This is a genomic window from Paenibacillus selenitireducens (assembly GCF_002021565.1).
Classification (GTDB): Bacteria; Bacillota; Bacilli; order Paenibacillales; family Paenibacillaceae; genus Paenibacillus_K; species Paenibacillus_K selenitireducens.
Genome location: NZ_MSZX01000001.1, coordinates 234,056 through 252,180, shown reverse-complemented (window position 1 = coordinate 252,180; position 18,125 = coordinate 234,056). Strand labels below are relative to the sequence as shown.

General features: G+C 41.8%; 18 protein-coding genes and 1 pseudogene. 9 read left to right on the top strand and 10 right to left on the bottom strand.

What is annotated here, in order from left to right:
• Window positions 1–94: 94 nt before the first annotated feature.
• Complete coding sequence (locus tag BVG16_RS01125; protein ID WP_078496701.1) at window positions 95–520, bottom strand: MarR family winged helix-turn-helix transcriptional regulator; 426 nt, start codon at window positions 518–520, stop codon at window positions 95–97.
• Window positions 521–721: 201 nt separating this feature from the next.
• Between BVG16_RS01125 and BVG16_RS01120 the strand changes: the two genes are divergently transcribed.
• Window positions 722–1,711 (top strand): aldo/keto reductase family protein, encoded by a 990-nt coding sequence (locus tag BVG16_RS01120; RefSeq protein WP_078496700.1) that lies wholly within the window; start codon window positions 722–724, stop codon window positions 1,709–1,711.
• An 8-nt stretch (window positions 1,712–1,719) separates the two neighbouring features.
• On the opposite strand, the gene BVG16_RS01115 is transcribed toward BVG16_RS01120, so the two are convergent.
• Window positions 1,720–2,619 (bottom strand): LysR substrate-binding domain-containing protein, encoded by a 900-nt coding sequence (locus tag BVG16_RS01115; protein WP_078496699.1) that lies wholly within the window; start codon window positions 2,617–2,619, stop codon window positions 1,720–1,722.
• Between the two features lie 229 nt (window positions 2,620–2,848).
• On the opposite strand from BVG16_RS01115, the gene BVG16_RS01110 reads away from it, so the two are divergent.
• From BVG16_RS01110 to BVG16_RS01085, 6 genes are all read left to right on the top strand, one after another.
• A complete protein-coding gene (locus tag BVG16_RS01110) occupies window positions 2,849–4,621 on the top strand; it encodes a glycoside hydrolase family 2 protein (RefSeq protein WP_078496698.1) in 1,773 nt (590 codons plus the stop codon).
• A 10-nt stretch (window positions 4,622–4,631) separates the two neighbouring features.
• Window positions 4,632–5,555, top strand: coding sequence for a carbohydrate ABC transporter permease (locus tag BVG16_RS01105; RefSeq protein ID WP_078496697.1), 924 nt, complete (start codon window positions 4,632–4,634; stop codon window positions 5,553–5,555).
• Window positions 5,556–5,570: 15 nt separating this feature from the next.
• Window positions 5,571–6,404 (top strand): carbohydrate ABC transporter permease, encoded by an 834-nt coding sequence (locus tag BVG16_RS01100; RefSeq protein WP_078496696.1) that lies wholly within the window; start codon window positions 5,571–5,573, stop codon window positions 6,402–6,404.
• Window positions 6,405–6,509: 105 nt separating this feature from the next.
• Complete coding sequence (locus BVG16_RS01095; RefSeq protein WP_158081591.1) at window positions 6,510–7,865, top strand: ABC transporter substrate-binding protein; 1,356 nt, start codon at window positions 6,510–6,512, stop codon at window positions 7,863–7,865.
• A gap of 90 nt (window positions 7,866–7,955) precedes the next feature.
• Window positions 7,956–9,743, top strand: a complete 1,788-nt coding sequence (locus BVG16_RS01090) for a sensor histidine kinase (RefSeq protein ID WP_158081590.1) — start codon at window positions 7,956–7,958, stop codon at window positions 9,741–9,743.
• A complete protein-coding gene (locus tag BVG16_RS01085) occupies window positions 9,733–11,328 on the top strand; it encodes a response regulator transcription factor (protein WP_078496693.1) in 1,596 nt (531 codons plus the stop codon). The genes BVG16_RS01090 and BVG16_RS01085 overlap by 11 nt, the downstream gene beginning before the upstream one ends.
• 69 nt (window positions 11,329–11,397) lie before the next feature.
• Here the strand turns inward: BVG16_RS01085 and BVG16_RS01080 are convergent, their stop codons facing one another.
• The gene (locus tag BVG16_RS01080) at window positions 11,398–12,375 is read right to left on the bottom strand and encodes a GntR family transcriptional regulator (RefSeq protein ID WP_158081589.1); all 978 of its coding nucleotides are present in this window, start codon (window positions 12,373–12,375) and stop codon (window positions 11,398–11,400) included.
• Window positions 12,376–12,605: 230 nt separating this feature from the next.
• On the opposite strand from BVG16_RS01080, the gene BVG16_RS01075 reads away from it, so the two are divergent.
• A complete protein-coding gene (locus BVG16_RS01075; RefSeq protein WP_078496691.1) occupies window positions 12,606–13,133 on the top strand; it encodes an HPP family protein in 528 nt (175 codons plus the stop codon).
• A gap of 56 nt (window positions 13,134–13,189) precedes the next feature.
• Here the strand turns inward: BVG16_RS01075 and BVG16_RS33040 are convergent, their stop codons facing one another.
• Both BVG16_RS33040 and BVG16_RS01070 read right to left on the bottom strand, forming a co-directional pair.
• Window positions 13,190–13,555, bottom strand: coding sequence for a carboxymuconolactone decarboxylase family protein (locus BVG16_RS33040; RefSeq protein WP_198957413.1), 366 nt, complete (start codon window positions 13,553–13,555; stop codon window positions 13,190–13,192).
• A pseudogene (locus BVG16_RS01070) lies at window positions 13,550–13,930 on the bottom strand (tautomerase family protein); the annotation flags it as partial. The pseudogene BVG16_RS01070 and the gene BVG16_RS33040, both read right to left, overlap by 6 nt.
• 111 nt (window positions 13,931–14,041) lie before the next feature.
• Here BVG16_RS01070 and BVG16_RS01065 point away from each other — a divergent pair.
• Window positions 14,042–14,926, top strand: a complete 885-nt coding sequence (locus BVG16_RS01065; protein ID WP_078496690.1) for a LysR family transcriptional regulator — start codon at window positions 14,042–14,044, stop codon at window positions 14,924–14,926.
• A 44-nt stretch (window positions 14,927–14,970) separates the two neighbouring features.
• Here the strand turns inward: BVG16_RS01065 and BVG16_RS01060 are convergent, their stop codons facing one another.
• The 5 genes from BVG16_RS01060 to BVG16_RS01040 form a co-directional block, all read right to left on the bottom strand.
• Complete coding sequence (locus BVG16_RS01060) at window positions 14,971–15,393, bottom strand: VOC family protein (RefSeq protein WP_078497244.1); 423 nt, start codon at window positions 15,391–15,393, stop codon at window positions 14,971–14,973.
• Window positions 15,394–15,485: 92 nt separating this feature from the next.
• Window positions 15,486–15,947 carry a helix-turn-helix transcriptional regulator gene (locus BVG16_RS01055; protein WP_144027254.1) on the bottom strand — a complete coding sequence of 154 codons (462 nt, stop codon included), beginning with the start codon at window positions 15,945–15,947 and terminating at the stop codon, window positions 15,486–15,488.
• Window positions 15,948–15,950: 3 nt separating this feature from the next.
• Window positions 15,951–16,202, bottom strand: a complete 252-nt coding sequence (locus tag BVG16_RS01050) for a DUF6597 domain-containing transcriptional factor (RefSeq protein WP_332888752.1) — start codon at window positions 16,200–16,202, stop codon at window positions 15,951–15,953.
• 79 nt (window positions 16,203–16,281) lie between these two features.
• Window positions 16,282–17,097, bottom strand: a complete 816-nt coding sequence (locus tag BVG16_RS01045; RefSeq protein ID WP_078496687.1) for an ABC transporter permease — start codon at window positions 17,095–17,097, stop codon at window positions 16,282–16,284.
• Entirely contained in the window at window positions 17,094–18,116 is a 1,023-nt protein-coding gene (locus tag BVG16_RS01040; protein ID WP_078496686.1) for an ATP-binding cassette domain-containing protein, read from the bottom strand. Before BVG16_RS01040 ends, BVG16_RS01045 begins: the two co-directional genes overlap by 4 nt.
• Window positions 18,117–18,125 lie beyond the last annotated feature (9 nt).

Genomic DNA, 18,125 nt, shown 5'->3' with positions numbered 1-18,125 from the left:
TATAAATTCAGACACGATAAATAATGGTCTTGATTATAGTTGCCATAGCATCTATAAGACCGTAATATATTTTAAAACGTTGGGACCTGAATTTCTACAGGTCCTTCACGTTGTTATACATCACTGCTAGTATTCTTCTAAATGTTTCAACTTCATGCTCGGATAATCCTTCGATCGTTTTCTTATAGGCCTCAATCGACGGAGCAAGGATCTCCTCTTTAATGTCCCTGCCTTTTGCCGTTAAGTAAACACGCAACGATCTGCGGTCCGTCTCATGGGTTACACGATGAACAAAGCCCTTTTTTTCAAGCTTGAACAACATCCGAGCAATGTTCGTCTGATCTTTATACAGTCTTTCCGCAAGGTCTTTTTGGGTGATACCTTCTTTTTCCCAAAGAATGACTAATATCTCCCATTGATCTACTGTAATATCAAAAGGGTTTACCACTTTCTGATAAAAATTGTTAAGCTTCAAATCTGCCCGGTGTACGACAACACCTATATACTTTTCTAATTCCAAAGGGAGTCTCCTTATTATATGACATGATTATAGTTGCTATGACCATTATAATTTCGGGACTAGCCAGAGTCAATCCCAGTTCCGAGGTGAAGACCCCCGATCCAGTTATATGTTTTTCGAATCAAAACGTACAGAAAAGAATATTTCACCTATGAATAGAGGTTTGCTACGATCGAATTGTTATCTAAAGGAGGAATAAACATGATCTATCAAAAACTAGGAACCAGCGGTTTAGCAATAAGTCAGATCGCTTACGGAAACTGGATTACCCACGGCGCTCAAGTGGACAATGAGACGGCCTATGCCTGTGTTCATGCAGCACTGGATGCCGGGATTACGACATTTGATACGGCGGATGCGTACTCGGAAACGAGGGCAGAGACCGTGTTAGGTCAAGCCTTGCGAGGATTGCGTCGGGAGAGCTTGGAATTATGCACCAAGGTATACCATCCGACAGGAACAGGACACAACGACAGAGGTCTTTCCCGAAAACATATCATGGAAGCCTGCCACGCTTCACTAAGCAGATTACAGACGGATTACGTCGATGTCTATTACGCCCACCGTTTTGATTCGACCGTATCCCTCGAAGAAACTTTTCTGGCCTTTTCGGATCTAGTTCGGCAAGGAAAAGTTCTATATGTCGGGATCAGTGAATGGACGGCAGACCAGATTACCAAAGGTGCTGCATTAGCGCGAGAGCTGAAGGTTCCCCTGGTGGCGAGTCAGCCGCAATATTCGATGTTATGGCGTGTCATCGAAACGGAAGTCGTTCACGCATGTGAACGAGAAGGAATCGGACAAGTGGTCTGGTCGCCTCTTGCACAAGGAATTCTATCCGGGAAGTATGCGCCGGACAAACCGTTGCCGCAAGGGTCACGTGCTTCGACTTCAGCGGGAGCTCCATTTTTCGAACGATTAGCTGGTCAATGGCTGCGATCCGAAGTATTGCAGGCCGTATCTAAGCTCTCCTCTATCGCGAGTGAAGCCGGGTTAACATTACCTCAGCTTGCAATCGCATGGGTGCTGCAAAATCCACAGGTGTCAGCCGCCATCATTGGGGCATCCAAACCAGAGCAAGTACAAGAAAACGTCAAAGCTGCAGGGGTTCGTCTTGACCCTGAGGTGATGCGTCAAATTGATACGACATTAGATGGGCTAATTGAACGCGATCCAGCTAAAACCGGTTAACTCCCGTATTATCTGTTACCAATGGCTATTGAACTCACTTCTTCCACGGTCTTTAGAAATGCTGATAAGACTGCTTTATTCACGTCGGTTCTCCAAGCAGTATACAGGGGAACCGGCGGCACACTTTCCTCAAAGGGCCGAAATACGACGCCACTCCGCTGAAAAACGGCAACTGAAGAAGGTACGATGGAAACGCCCAAATTGGCTGCTACCAAGTTGACAATGGTATACATCTGAATGGCTTCCTGTACAATCTTCGGGTAAACGCCATGTTGTGCGCAAAAACCAAGAATAAGATCATGAAATGAAACGCCGAGATGACGCGGAAACAAAATGAACGATTCGAGTTCCAAAGAGCGGACAGAAATTGAAGATAATCTGGCTAACGGATGCTGTTCGGGCAATACGGCAACAAGCGATTCGTTGGTAAAGGTACGATAGTCGATATGCTTGGCCGATTCGATGAAACGCACAAACCCGACATGAATCGTTCCGTCATGTAATGCCTGCCATTGCTGGGCGGAAGTCATCTCGCATAATGTTAGCTGTATGTGCGGGAACCGTTCCCGAAATACTTTCAAAATATCTACCATGATATCTCCCGCAGCTGAATCTACAAATCCAACGATTAAATGTCCGATGATTCCTTGGCTGGCCAGTTGCGTCGTTTTAATGGATCGATCCAATTGAGCTAATATCATTTTTGCTTCCTCCAGGAAAACGTTCCCCGCAGGTGTAAGACGAACTTGCCTCTTATTGCGTTCCAACAGTTTCACGCCAAGTTCTGCTTCCAAATCTTGAATTTGCTGACTTAGGGGTGGCTGTGTCATATTCAATTTTTCCGCAGCACGGCTGAAATGAAGTGCTTCCGCTACCGCGATAAAGTAATGTAATTTGCGTATATCCATCCTTTTTACTTCCTTCGCTCTAATGATACTTTCATCTGATAAGTATAGGGATTTCCAAAGCAGAATAAAAGGGAAATCGCGGCAAATCCTATCGCTTACCTCTAGTAAAATAGATGGTCAATTTTTTTCAATATAAGTCAATAATTTTTCTTATTAAGATTTGCGAAACACGATTAAATAGAAGAAGATCAATCAAATTATATACATCAGAGAAAGAGGAGTGATTGCAATGGATCACGCAAAAAATTATGTTGATCAACTTCACAATGAGGCATACGAAGATCTATTTTTAACCAAACCTATTACACATGAATCAATGATCACTGATCATGGTCGCAATAAAGAATCGCTGAATGGTTTTTGGAATTTTGGTGTCGATCAGTATGATACTTGCCTTCGTGCCAAATGGTACGAGGAAAATTACGTGGACAATGATGGTTTGCATAATCCTATGGACTTTAGCTTCGATGAATGGGAGCGAATGACGATCCCTTCCTGTTGGAATGTGCAACGTGAACAATATTTTTATTATGAAGGAAGCATGATATTTACACGCACCTTCCAGTATGAGAATCACGGAGAAGAACGTGTTTTCCTCAAATTTGGTGCTGTAAATTACGATGCGAAAGTCTTTCTCAACAAACAATTTCTTGGCTGCCATAAAGGCGGATCAACGCCATTTTATATCGAAGTCACCAACGAATTGAAAGCTATGAACCGTATTCTCGTCGTGGCAAACAACACACGCAAAGCGAGCAACGTCCCGTGCAAGAACACAGATTGGTTTAACTACGGAGGTATCTATCGTGATGTTGAATTCATTCGCTTGCCAGGGACTTTCATTAAAAATTGCCAACTATCTCTCAAGCCCGATGGAACATTCTCAAATATTCAAATCTCCGTCGAAATCGATGGTGCAGCTCTTGACGGTCAGGCAAACATAGATATTAACGAACTCAACATTCATGAAACCATTCAAATACGTCATGGTAAAGGTCAATGTACGATAAAAGCGAAACCGGAGCTATGGTCTCCAGAAAATCCAAAGCTATATGACATTACCGTAACGTATATGGAGGATACCATTCAAGAACGAATCGGTTTCCGGGAAATCCGTGTGCAAGGTCATGACATTATCCTCAACGGCAAGCCCATCTATTTGAAAGGGATCGCAGCTCATGAAGAAAGCGTCCTCCATGGAAAAGCGATAACAGATGCTGAAATTATCGAGAATTTCAAGCTTGCTAAGGAAATGAACTGCAATTATATGCGTCTTGCTCATTATCCGCATACCGAACAAGCTGCACGGATTGCAGATGAAATGGGGATTCTGCTATGGGAGGAAATTCCGGTATATTGGGCGATTGAATTCCATAACCCCGATACTTATCGAGATGCAGAAAATCAACTCTCGGAGCTTATTATCAGAGACTATAATCGAGCAAGCGTTATTGTATGGTCCGTAGGGAATGAAAATGCAGATACAGAAGAACGATTGCAATTTATGAGTTCGCTTGCCAAACGGGCAAAAGCTTTAGACGAGACAAAACTTGTCTCCGCAGCATGCTTGTTGGATCACGCAAACCATGTGATTAAAGATCGATTAGCTGAACATTTAGATATCATCGGTGCGAATCAATATTACGGTTGGTATCAAACGGATTTCAATAATCTAATCAAGCTGTTCGAGAATAGTAAACCTGCGAAGCCTGTAATCATTACCGAATTCGGAGCGGATGCCAAGGCAGGTCATCGGGGCTGTGTAGATGATAAAGGAACAGAAGATTGTCAATCACATATTTACAAAAAGCAAATACAAGTGCTCGGACAAATCTCATATGTTAAAGGACTAAGCTCATGGATCTTATACGACTTCCGTTGTCCTCGCAGACTTCATCCGGTAACGCAAAATTATTATAATACCAAAGGTCTTCTGTCTGAGGATAAATCTTATAAAAAACCTGCGTTTTATGTCATGCAACAATTTTATAAGAATAGATGAGGTGATGAGCATGCGGTTCAAAAAAAATAAAGAGAAAAACGCGCATCGTTTGATGTTAAAAGAAAAAAGAGAGAATCTTGCGGGATATGTGTTTGTCGGTCCTATGCTAATTGGATTGACGATCCTCACCATTATTCCTGCCATCTTATCTTTAATATTTAGTTTTACAGAATGGAGTTTTATCGCAGGACTCGACAAAATGAAATTTGTAGGATTCCGTAACTATACACAGTTAGTTGATGATCCGGTTTTTATCACCTCTTTCAAAAATAACCTCATCCTATTACTGGTTGTTCCGGTTCAATTAATCCTTTCGTTGGTATTGGCAGTCATCATTAATAAAAGCGTATATTTCAAAAATTTCTTTAAAGTCGTCTTCTTTATGCCCTATATCTCTAGTATCGTTGCGGTTTCAATCGTATTTCAATTATTGTTCCAACCTTCTCATGGACCGATCAATCAATTTTTAAGATCCATCGGAATGGACAATCCACCAAAATGGTTGGCAGACATCCATTATGCACTTCCTTCCGTCATGATTATTATGACTTGGGTAGGTATCGGTTTCTGTCTCATCGTCTATATGGCAGCTTTGCAATCGATTCCTAAGGATCTCTATGAATCTGCTGATATGGACGGCGCAGGTCCCTGGACAAGATTCAGAAGAATCACATTGCCTCTTGTATCACCCACAACGTTCTTCTTACTTGTAACGGGTCTCATTAGTTCTTTTAAATCTTTTGATATCATTAAAGTTTTAACTGAGGGAGGTCCATCTTACTCGACCTCTGTTGTCACCTATTATTTATACACGACAGCATTTGAAAACTTAAAAACCGGTTACGCTTCATCGATGGCTTGGGCATTGTTCGGATGCGTCCTTCTCATTACCGTTTTTCAACTGTATGGTCAGAAAAAATGGGTTAATTATTGATTATGGAGGAACATTATGGAAAATAAAAGTAAGTTATGGAAAGTCACCATAACCATCCTTATGCTTATTCTCGGAATAGCTTTCCTTTTACCGTTTATATGGATGTTATCCGCTTCCTTTAAACCGGAGGTCGATGTGTTCAAATACCCAATTGAATGGATACCTAAGAATTGGCAAGCCGTTCAGAACTATACCGAAGTCTGGTTTGGTGAGCATCCTTTTGGATTATATTATTGGAACTCTATTAAAATCAGCGTACTGACAACGATCATTTCCGTTACGGTATCCTGTATGGCCGCTTATGCATTTGCTAAATTAGAATTTATAGGTAAAAATGTGCTATTTATTCTTGTGCTCATGACCTTTATGATCCCAAGCTCATCCATCATCGTACCTCAATTTATCATTTTTAGATGGTTACACTTGTTTGATAGTCATCTTGGACTTATTCTTGTTGGCTCGTTTAGTGCTTTAGGTACCTTTATGTTGAGACAGTTCTTTATGGGTCTGCATAATGAATTTCTCGATGCTGCAAGAATGGATGGTGCTGGACAGCGTATCTTATTTACAAAAGTCGCAGTTCCCCTCGTTCGTCCAGCGATCGCTACCTATGCCATTTTGCGTTTTATCTGGACATGGAACGACTATCAAAACCCACTTATTTTCTTAAGAAGTGATCATCTTTCTACGATTCAAATCGGTATTCAAAAATTTTCCAGTGAGAGTGGAGCTTATTATTCCTTAATCATGGCAGGTACGGTTTCAGCCATTATCCCTCTACTCCTTATCTTTATCCTTGGTCAAAAGCAAGTCATGGAAGGAATTGCAATGGGCGGGGTTAAAGGGTAAAGAAATTTTGAAAAAGGTAAAAATCGAAACTTTGTTGTACGATGCTATTGTATTATTGTGTTTATGTGTAATGAAAACGCTTTTATTCCAGGGAGGTTAACAAAGATGAAGAAGAAAGTGTTATGCATAATGACAACCATCATTATGCTAGCAAGCCTACTTGCAGGTTGTTCCGGAAGTAGTGGTAGTAATCAAGGACAGTCATCCACATCTTCCGACAAAGGCACAAACAGTACAGATCAGAGTCCCGTTACGATTAAGTTTCTCAATTGGGAAAAACCAGCGGTTTATCAACCAGCCATCGATGCATTTGAGAAAAAATTTCCGAATATCAAGGTCAAATATATTCCCATAGTAGAAAATGACTCGAACGAAACTTTGAAAAAAATTGATATTATGTATGCTTCAGATGAAGATTTTGACGTCTTCTCCCTTAATTCAACACCTAACTTCAGTCAAAGAGCTTCTAATGATATGCTTGAACCCTTGGATGATTATTTAAAAGCTGAGGGAGTTCAATATGAGGATGTATATAAAGCGGAACAAATGAAATATGAAAACAAGCGGTATTCACTTCCCGGTAAATTTGGACCATGGTTCATTCTCATGAATAAAGATCAACTCGATGAAGCTGGGTTGAGTGTTCCAACAAGTTGGACATGGGATGAGTTCCGTGATTATTCGAAGAAACTAACGAAGGGTGAAGGTCCTAACAAACGTTACGGTACCTTCTTCCATACGTGGAAAGATTATTTCCTACTCCGTCTATATAGTTCTCCTGAAAATCAAGGTATTATGACGGATGATGGTACTAAACTGAATAATGACAATCCTTTAATGAAAGAATCGCTGGAACTACGCTATAATATGGAATATGCCGATCATTCCGCAACACCGTACCAAGATGTTGTATCGCAAAAAATTCCATATCGCGATGCTTATTTCCAAGGTAAAGCAAGTATGATTCCAACAGGACCTTGGATGATTTCTGAAGCAGGTGGAACAGACAAGATACCGGCGACGTTCCATTCTGCGTTTGCTCCTTGGCCTAAAAATAACGCATCTGATGAAAATTATTCATTTGGCTTAGCAGATTCACTAGTTATCTCTTCTCGTTCGAAACATAAGCAAGAATCCTATGAATTCCTTCGTTTCCTATCCACTGAAGGAATGTCATTGACGAAACAGCTTTCTGCATGGAAAAACGCCGACTTGAATCAAGAAGTCGACGCAATCATTTCATCGACCATGTCTCCTGAAATGATCGACAAAAGTTCTTTAATGAACACACTTTCTGTTTCCAAGCTTCCGAATCCCCCGACTGCCGTTTCTTATAGCGCCGATTTAGAGAAAGCATATATTGCTGAGGCTGAGAAATATATACTAGGCAACTCGGATATCGACACGACGATGAAAAATATTAAAGAGAATTTGCAAAAAATCATAGATGCTAACCAATAATTCGTAACATAATAACAGTTACCAAGAGGATGCCATTAGGTCATCCTCTTTTCCAATAATCTCATATTAATGAACATACAGGAGAATGTGATGAGCAGAGCATCCATGAGTTGGAGGAAAAAATTGATCGCTACCGCCTTGTTATGTCTCTTGATCCCCTCTGCGATTAGCATGGGATTAACGGGTATTTATACAAATAACATGTTAATGAATAATGCATCTACGAAGTCTGAGCAATCCTTAGAAGTTGCTGAGCTTTATGTATCCAATATCATCAATAATATGATTCATGCGTTTAACTCGATTCAATATGATAGTGAAATGATATCCAACCTACGATTAGCTTGGAATAGCTACAAGAGTAAAGAAAATAAAACTGATTTTTTCGCCAATAAGCTTGTTACAGAAAAATTAAATGAATTAATGTATTTCAGTGGGAAATGCTATGTGACCATATTTCTGCCAAATGGGCTTTACTTTTCCAATTATTCCGTCTATCCAAACGATTTATCTTATATGTATCAAGAGCCTTGGCTCTTATCTATGTCAAAGCAACCCACCAATATGACAAGTTGGATCGGAGTTTTAGACAACAATGTTCCGGCAGATGCCGATCGTTATCCTCATCTGATTACCATTGCTCATAGTTTTAAACTCTATGCCAATGCACCAAACGCTATCATCGTGTTAAGTAAACCTGAAGCAGAATTCCATGAAATTTTCGATAAATACGCATCAGATCAAACGATGATGCTGCTTGATCATAAAGGAACGATCCAATCTCAGACAGACGAACGTTTAATTGGTACAACCGTTCCGTTCTCAAATTCATCAGATCATGAGAACCGAGTAGTCTGGAATGATAAAGAATATATCTCCGTTAATAAACCGTTAAGCTTTGCTGGGTTAAGTATGCTAAGTTTGACACCTTATCAAGTCGTAACAGGGAGCTACGGGAAGTTTTTTAACGAAATTGTTATTTTTCAAATACTCTCTCTTATTCTGTTTTCTATCGTAATGTACTTTATATTGCGTTACTATATCAGACCTATCATAAAGTTAGCAAAAACAGCTAAATCCGTAGAAATGGGAAATTTAAATATCCGTTCTAAAGTAACAGGGAATGATGAGATTGGCTATTTGGGTCTTTCCTTTGATCGTATGTTAGATCGAATCGAAGAAATGATTCATGAAATTCAAATGGAACAGGCCCGTAAAAGAAAAGCGGAGCTAGAATTGTTACAGGCTCAGGTTAACCCGCATTTTTTATTTAATACGTTAAACTCGATTCGACTTCAAGTCATCATGAAAGGAGAGAAAGAAATTGGTGGTGTCATTGGTTCTTTATCAACCTTATTAAGAATGACAATAAATCGAAATAACGAATTTTTAACGTTGCACGAAGAGATCGATATCGCCCAGCAATATGTGAAATTAATGAAATTCAGGCACGAAGAGGATGTTCAATTGATAACCAATCTTGCATCTGACACCCTTTTGGCGTCCATTCCCAGACTTACGCTTCAACCATTAATTGAGAATGCATATATCCATGGACTTATGCAAAAACAAGGCAAGATAACCATATCTTCATGGAAAAAAGATCATTTGCTGTATATTTCAGTTCAAGACAATGGTGTTGGCATAGAACAGGAGAAACTAGCCTCCCTTACTCACATGTTATCCGAAACGAGTATGCGAGGTGAAAACGCTTCAACCTCCATGAATGGAATCGGTTTAAAAAATGTAAATGAACGTCTTTCCATGATTTATGGAGATGAATTTACGATTCATTTGATAAGCTCTAAAGATATGGGACTAAAAATAACTTTGTCTTTCCCATTATCAAAGTATGAGGAGATGAAGGATGATGTATAAAGTATTGGTAGTGGATGACGATGTAGCCGTATTAAATTTTTTATGTACAATGATTCCTTGGAATACATTTGGTTATACAATGCCCCATCGAAGTACAAATGCTGAAGAGGCTTTAGAGCACTGTCACAAGGAACTCCCTGATCTCATTGTGACCGACATCGGTATGCCTGGAATGAACGGGATCGAATTAATTAAATCCATTAAAAAAATCAATCAACATCAACCAAGATTCGTTATTTTATCCTGTCATGACGAATTTAGCTATGCGAAACAAGCGGTTCAAATCGGTGTACAAGACTATATTCTGAAAGAATCTCTGGATATACCTGATATTATAGATCTTCTCTCAAAATTAAAAATAAAGATGGATGAAGAAAAACAACATCTAGATGAATTTCAGAAGCTGAACATTCAAGCACATCAGAATAAATCCATTTTAAAAGAAAAATGGATAAATGATGTTCTATCCGCACCTGTTTCAAAGAGCTATCTTTGGAAGGAACAATTGGGGAAATTCGGCTTGTCTCGACACCACCCCTTCTTTATTCCTGCTGTTGCTTGCATCCATCGAACGAGTGATGCATTCATTCGATATGAAGACGAGCATACCTTGAAATTTATTATTGAAAACGCTGTGGAAGAGCTATTGCTAGAGATTCCAGATTTATTATTTTTTAGTTACACGTCTTATCAATTCTTCCTTTTATATAATTGCGAGAATACTTTAAAAATAAATCCTCGTGAATATATTTCTAATCGATGCAAGGAAATACAATATAAGTTAATGAAGCTGCTTAAGCTCCCTGTCTCGATCCTCGTCGGAGATTTAGAGAATGATTATCCGGGGATCAAACAACAGCTGCATCTTCTGCTGCAAGACACAGAGAAAATGTTCTACTATTCAGAACCTCAAATCATAAAAATGAAAAATTTAGAGGATTATCATTTTCATAAAGAAGATCTACTGAATCATTATGTAGAATTTTCGGAGCAGATCAACCGAGTGATTCTAGAGGGAAATATCGATGTCGAGGATGCCTTGAATCCCTTTATTCAATTTATTATCGATAAAAAGTATGCTCCAAATAAAGTAAAGCAATTTGTTAATAAACTTGTACTCGATATCATGCTCAAATTGAAAATCAATCAACAATATGCCAATGAGAAAATACAACGACAGCTGATTCAAATCAGTAATATCGGCGAACTGCAAAAATGGCTCATCCACTTTATAGAAGAAGCAGTTCGTACCATGGAGGACATTTCTAAACAAAGTAAAAAAATCGAAATTATTAATGCCCAAAAATATGTATTACTCAACTTGGATCAAAAAATAACGCTGGATGAGGTCGCTAATCATTTACATTTAAATCCGAGCTATTTTAGCCGCTTGTACAAGAAAGAAACCAATGAAAATTTCATTGAGTATGTTACAAGAATGAAAATGGAGAAAGCCAAGGAACTGCTAAACCATTCAGAAAAAACAATTGATTCGATATCTCAATTGCTCGGATATGATAATAAAAGTTATTTTGTTAAGCTTTTTAAACAGCATTTTGGTGTCGTTCCTAGTAAATTCGTATAATGGTGTAAAAACGAGCAATCTAGAATAATGAAATTCATTCTAGATTGCTTGTTTTGCTTGTTTTATTTGTTATATCTGTTTCATGAAATCATCAGATAAATCTATCAATAGATTTTCACTGCTCTTTTCTAAAGCCATAGGATATAATTCCACTTTATCGGGATCGATCGTTTTTAACTCCTTAAATACAGCAGGAGACGCGTAGACTTTGTCTAACTTTTTGATACCTCCAAGCAATTTCTCCCGATCATCTATTCCCAAGGCATGCGAATGGATCTGCGTAATGCCTGCGTCGCGAATGCTGTTAGCCATCCATTGTCCGCCTTCTTTCCCGAGACATACGAAACCCACATGGCTTTCAGGCTTGATCCTAGCAATACCTAGAAGTAAGGACATTTCAGTCGTTGCTCCAATTACATACATTTTCTTCTCATAACGGGAAAATAATTTCTTCACCTCTGCGGAATGATTTAATGTCGTAATGATCACATTTGAAGATTCAAGCGCTTCAATCATCGTGCTATCCGTTATTGCAAGGTCCTCCAAGAAGATGGTTTTAACTTCAGCTTTTGTAACGCGCTCAATTTCTTGGCGATAAAAGAGATGATCATGCCCTTTACATTCAATAAAAAGAATCTGCAGATGTACGGCTGCATCCGATTGCTGCAGTAAAGTATAAGCCAAACCGGATATAAAGAAATCAACCAGGGGAATGCCTTGTGCAGCGGCCTCCTCTATCGTCCTCGTTACGAGTTGATGCATCGGTTGGCGACCCTTCTTCAACACCTCAACTTTGGAACTATCCAGGACTTGCGTTCCCCGCCCTTTTTGCATTGCAAAAAATCCTTCATCGCGCAATTGGGTATAGACCAAATTGACCGTATTTCGGTTTAATCCTAAAATATCAGCCATTTGATTTGCTGACGGAAGCATGTCGCCTGGTACAATCTCACCGAGACCAATTAGCCATTTTAATTGTTCTTTTATTTGTGTATTTACACTGAAATTTAATGCCGAATCCACCTTTAACAATAACTCTTTATTCATTCGCATCATTTCTCCATTTCATAGAAAAACGGTCTTATTTTATGGTTGTTATATTACTAAAATACTATTTAACTGGATATTTACTAATGTACTGTATTATCCGCAGCAACGCAAGAAAGGCCATTATGAAAATAAAAATTGACATTCCTTTATCTCTGCCGTAATATAATCAACAAATAACCAGTTAACTAGTAATTTAGTTATTTAATTCGCAAAGGAAGTGATTTCTTATGGAGACGAAATATGTATGGCATCGATTTTTTTCAAAAATGTCGGGATCCGGTAAAAGCCCATTGAAAGTTTCCTCCAAAACGGCGCTATTAGGATTCATTGGTGGATTCATAGCCATCGGTATGTTGGCTTTTTTGACTGACCTGACATCAGCCGTATGGCTTATGGCCCCATTTGGAGCTAGCTGTGTCTTAGCCTTCGGCGTGTGGGACGCTCCTCTATCTCAACCTCGAAATATTATCGGAGGGCATATGATATCTGCTGCGGTTGGTTTGCTGCTCTTTCATTTATTTGGCAACGCGTTTTGGGTGATAGCGCTCGGCGTAGGACTGGCCATTGCTTTCATGCACATAACACGAACTACCCACCCGCCTGCAGGGGCCAATCCAATCGTCGTTATTATGGCGGGCAGTCCATGGACGTTTTTGATCAATCCCGTTCTTATAGGCTCTTTGGTCATTGTTGTGATCGCACTTGTGGTGAATAACCTTGACGAGCAGCGTCAGTATCCGAAATTTTGGGTATAGTACCCCCTTGGAGTTCCACCTCATAATAAAAAACGCAGCCGATTGGCTGCGTTAGCTTAGCTCCCGAGATTCTTCACGACTTGCATGGCTGAAGCGGCACGCGGCCACCCGGCGTAAAAAGCGAGATGGGTCATCGCTTCAATAATTTCCTCTTGCGTGAGCCCATTTTCTTGTGCGAGCTTGAGATGATAAGGGAGCTGTTCTGTGTGCCCTTCGGCAACCAAAGCGGCGATGGTAATGAGACTGCGTTCGCGAAGCGATAGCTGCGATCGTCTCCATACATCCTCAAATAGCACCTCTTCAGAGTAACGAACAAAGGCAGGCGCAATATCTCCGAACACCTCCCTGGCTTTGGAATGAATTGTACGATGCTTCGTTTCAGCTTTTGGCTCTGCGGGGTCTGTTTCAATAGGTTGGATCATTTGTGCAATGCCATTGCCGAATGTCCAGTCCTCCAATTCCGTATCCACCAGTATGACAAATACATCTTCTGTTCTGATATGGACCGTATCCGACAATCGTGTCGCTAAGTTATGATAGAAGCTTGTTTTCTGCGTTGTACTTCTTCCCGATTTAAGTGTGATTTGAATATAGAGTAACCCATCGCTGCGCTCTACACCCAAGTAATTCGGGCTATAATAAAACTCATTGCCATGATGGGCATGGAAAACTTGAAAATAATCCTCTTCGGGCACACGGAAATGCGCAATAAGAGCATTCATAATCTCGCAGCTAATAAGTTTTAATTGACCCGATTCGTATTGATTTTCTAAATAACTCACGCGAACAAACGGCATGATTCACCACTCCTCTTGTTGGAATGTCCTCATTGTACTCCGAATGCCTTTATCTATATAATTGAATTAAATGATAAATAAATTCAATATTCTCGATAGAGGTGCATCATCATGGACTTAAAGGAACTCACGTCATTCCAGACCATCATCCAAGAAGGAACTTTTTCAAAAGCCGCTCAGAAATTGAATTATGCGCAATCTACCATAACGAATCAAATTCAACGCTTGGAGAAGGAATTAGGAATTCAGCTTTTCAAGCGGGGTTGGGAGGCGGAGCTGACGGATTCGGGACGATTGTTCGCTGCGGAAATCGATAAGCTCATTCAACATTGGAATTACGTGACAGAGCAAGCCAAAGCGCTGCAGAAAGAAGAGATTGGTACGATAGCGATCGGAGCCATAGAATTACTAGCAAGCCAGGTACTGCCGAATTCATTACGCCGCTTCCAGGAGCATAAGCCGCTGGTCTCCTGCCAAATGGTCATTGCGAATACGGACACGCTATCGAACGCCTTGCTTCAGGATCAACTCCATTTTGCCATCTGCGGAGAACCTATGGAATCTGCTGCTTTTTATTTTGAGCCCCTATTTCACGAACAAATCACTTTTATCGTCCATGAAGATCATCCTTTAGCGTTCCATTCCGGTATAGCTTTTCCAGATTTGATGGTATATCCATTGATCGTTGGAGGTCGCACTTGCCTATATCATAGACGATTAAGCAGCCAGTTATCTCGCTACTCGACAACGCCGCTCATGCATACGGTGAGTCAGATTTCGGCCATCCCGAATTTCGTCCAGCAGCTGCCCATGGTTGGGGCTGTTCTGGATTCAACACCTTTACCGCCAGGCCTGACCAAATTAACCGTCGAATGGACAGACCATACGATACCCGTCGGTCTTCTACAACTGCGTAATCATGCGTTTATCTCGACTTCGCAAACACTCCTCATGGAGATCATCAAGGACGAAATTCAGGCTTTCTATCCATCATAGAAAAAAGCCACCCAAAGGTGGCTTCCGTCATTTGCGCATGGAATCTATTCCTCGATCTCCCATGCCGGATTCCAAACAATTTCCCATAAGTGACCATCTGGATCTTGGAAATGGCCCGAGTATCCTCCCCAGAAGGCAACATGTGCAGGGTCCGTGATGATCGCACCTGCCTGTTGAGCGAGTCCCATGACCCGATCCACTTCTTCTTTGCTGCTAACATTATGACCAATCGTCATTTCAGTCGAGCTGGCCGGCGTTAGTGGAACTTTCGTCTCATGCGCCAGATCCTGGCGATTCCAGATCGCAAGCTTCAACCCCGCCTGCAAGTCGAAGAATGCAACCGCTCCATGTTCGAACTCTCTCCCGATTATCCCTTGTGTCGGAAACCCCAATCCATCCCGATAGAAAGTTAATGATCTTTCCAGATCATCTACACCCAAGGTGAGTACAGTAATGCGTGGTTTCATCATTTCATTTCACCTCCACGAACGATTTAATTTCATGCTCGCTTTCATTTTCGCCTATTCTATTCTTTAGGTATTGTAAAAAACGGACATGTTTATTTAAACACTTGATTCGGAGCCAACCCGTAAAAGCGTTTGAAATGGTGAATAAAATGCGATTGATCGTAGTATCCATATTGGACATCCATATCCGTGAAACGGGTTAAGTTCCCTTTATACAGTCCCTGCAGCAGATTCTGAAATTGAATGATGCTTAGCAGCTCTTTCGGACTAACCCCCTGTTCCTTCTGAAAGATTCTCCGTACATTTCTTTCATTGTAACTAAGTTGACCCGCTAGATCGCGGACGGACAGCAGACCTTGGCTTGCCATGATGTACTGCATGCTCCATTGTAATCGTTGATCGGAATAAATCTCGCTGCGATGCAATAGTTGTAATAATCGATGCTCAACTACTTCAATCATTTGCGTTACATCATGTGCAGATTGAACTTCCTCCACGATCCATTTCGCTTCGTTTCCCCATAGGTCTTCGAGCAGCACACGATTTCCGTTCAACTCTTAGACCGGATTTTCAATAAATTGGCGGACTTGATCCGCGAAGAAGCGAATGCCGAATAAAGAGTAATTTCGCGTTAAGCTCATGGTCTCAAATGAAGTCATGAGTCCCGTTACAAAGGCGCCTTGGGAAAAGGATGTGGATCGTAGATCAAAAATAATATCAACGCATCCATCCGGTATGACACGATGCAGCTTGCCATGATCCAACAACTTGAACTCCACGGTCCAATAACAAGCGATATAAGGCTCCAATCGGCCCTATGAGAACAATTGTTGACGCCGCAGCATTTGACATGTAAAAAAACAGCCTTGCGGCTGCTTTTTGCTGCATTTATGTCCGACGCATATAAGCACGAACCGTAATCGGTGCAAAGATCGCCACAATAACAGCAGCACCAATGAGGGAGATCATGAGATCCATACCTACGGTTCCAGCGTTGGCAAGATCTCGAACGGCACTAACGAGATGCGAGATCGGATTGATGTTAACAAACCACTGGAGCCAGCCTGGCATCGTATTGACCGGCACGAACGCGTTCGATAGAAATGTGAGCGGAAACAGCACAATCATCGATATCCCCTGCACGCTTGAAGCGGTACGCGCAATCACGCCGAAGAAGGCAAAGATCCAACTGACTGCCCAGGAGCAGAGTATAACAAGCACCGCAGCGATGGCTACGTTCGCCAGACCACCTTCAGGCCGATAACCCATAATATATCCCATGGTAAAAGTAAGCACTGTCGCAATGGTGTACCGAACGGTATCTGCCAACAGGGCTCCTGCCAATGGTGCAATCCGCGCGATAGGCAGTGACTTGAATCGGTCAAACACGCCTTTATCCATGTCCTCACGCAGTTGGACACCAGTAACAATAGAGGTCGTAATCACGGTCTGCACGAGGATTCCAGGAATGATGACGGGCAAATAGCTCACGACGTCACCGGAGATGGCCCCACCAAAGATGTAGGTAAACATCAAGGTAAAAATGATGGGCTGGAATGTAACGTCGAATAATTGCTCTGGTGTACGCCGAATCTTCAGCAGACCTCGATAAGCCATTGTCAACGAGTGGCGAACCGACTGGCCAAAGCTCGTGTAGTTTTTCAATTGGCGATCCGCACCATGCTTTATTGAAGTACTGCTCATACGCTTACCTCCTCCGCTTTGTTCGATTCATAGGACGGCGTTGACGCGTCCTCCTTCACCTTAGGGCCAGTAATGCTTAGAAACACCTCGTCGAGGCTCGGTTTCTGCACGCTCACCTCGGCCAAGTGAATCCCTTTCGCACGGAGGGCAATAAGCAGGTCGGTAACCAGATCGGCATTCGCCATCGGCGCAGTAATCATTCCGGCTTCCGATGACACATTAGACTGCACCTTGAGCACCTGTTCAACGGTTTGACGGGCACTCTCCATGTCCTGTGAATTTTGGACTTTCAGTTGCAATGACGAGGTACCCACTGACGCTTTCAGTTCATCCGCTGTGCCCTCGGCGACGACTCGGCCATGATCGATAACCGCGATTCGATCCGCCAGTTGATCTGCTTCTTCAAGGTATTGCGTGGTTAGCAGTACGGTTGACCCCGTGTTAACCAGACGACGGATCGTATCCCACATCTGTGAACGCGTGCGCGGGTCCAACCCCGTAGTCGGTTCATCCAGAAAGATGAGCGGTGGCTGTGCAATGAGACTCGCCGCCAGATCCAGCCGGCGCCGCATACCGCCGGAGAAATTTTTCAACGGCCGTCTTGCGGCTTCCGACAAACCAAATTCCTCAAGCAATTCCTTTGCCTTATACCTTGCCTCTGCACGCCCTAGCCCAAGCAGCCGGGAGAAGATGATGAGGTTCTCGGTAGCGCTGAGCGACTCATCGACCGATGCGTACTGGCCGGTTACCCCGATCAATTGACGGACAATTTGCGACTCCTTCAACACATCATGCCCGAAGATTCGTGCCGAACCCGCATCAGGTCGAAGTAAGGTCGCCAACATTCTGATTGTGGTAGTCTTGCCTGCCCCATTCGGTCCAAGCACGCCATAGATCGTACCGGCGCGTACTTTCAAATTCACCCCATCCACTGCACGATTGTCGCCAAACGTTTTGACGAGTCCGTGTGCTTCGACGGCCCAATCGCCATTGTTGGGCTCTATTTTTGTATGATCCATTGCAATTCC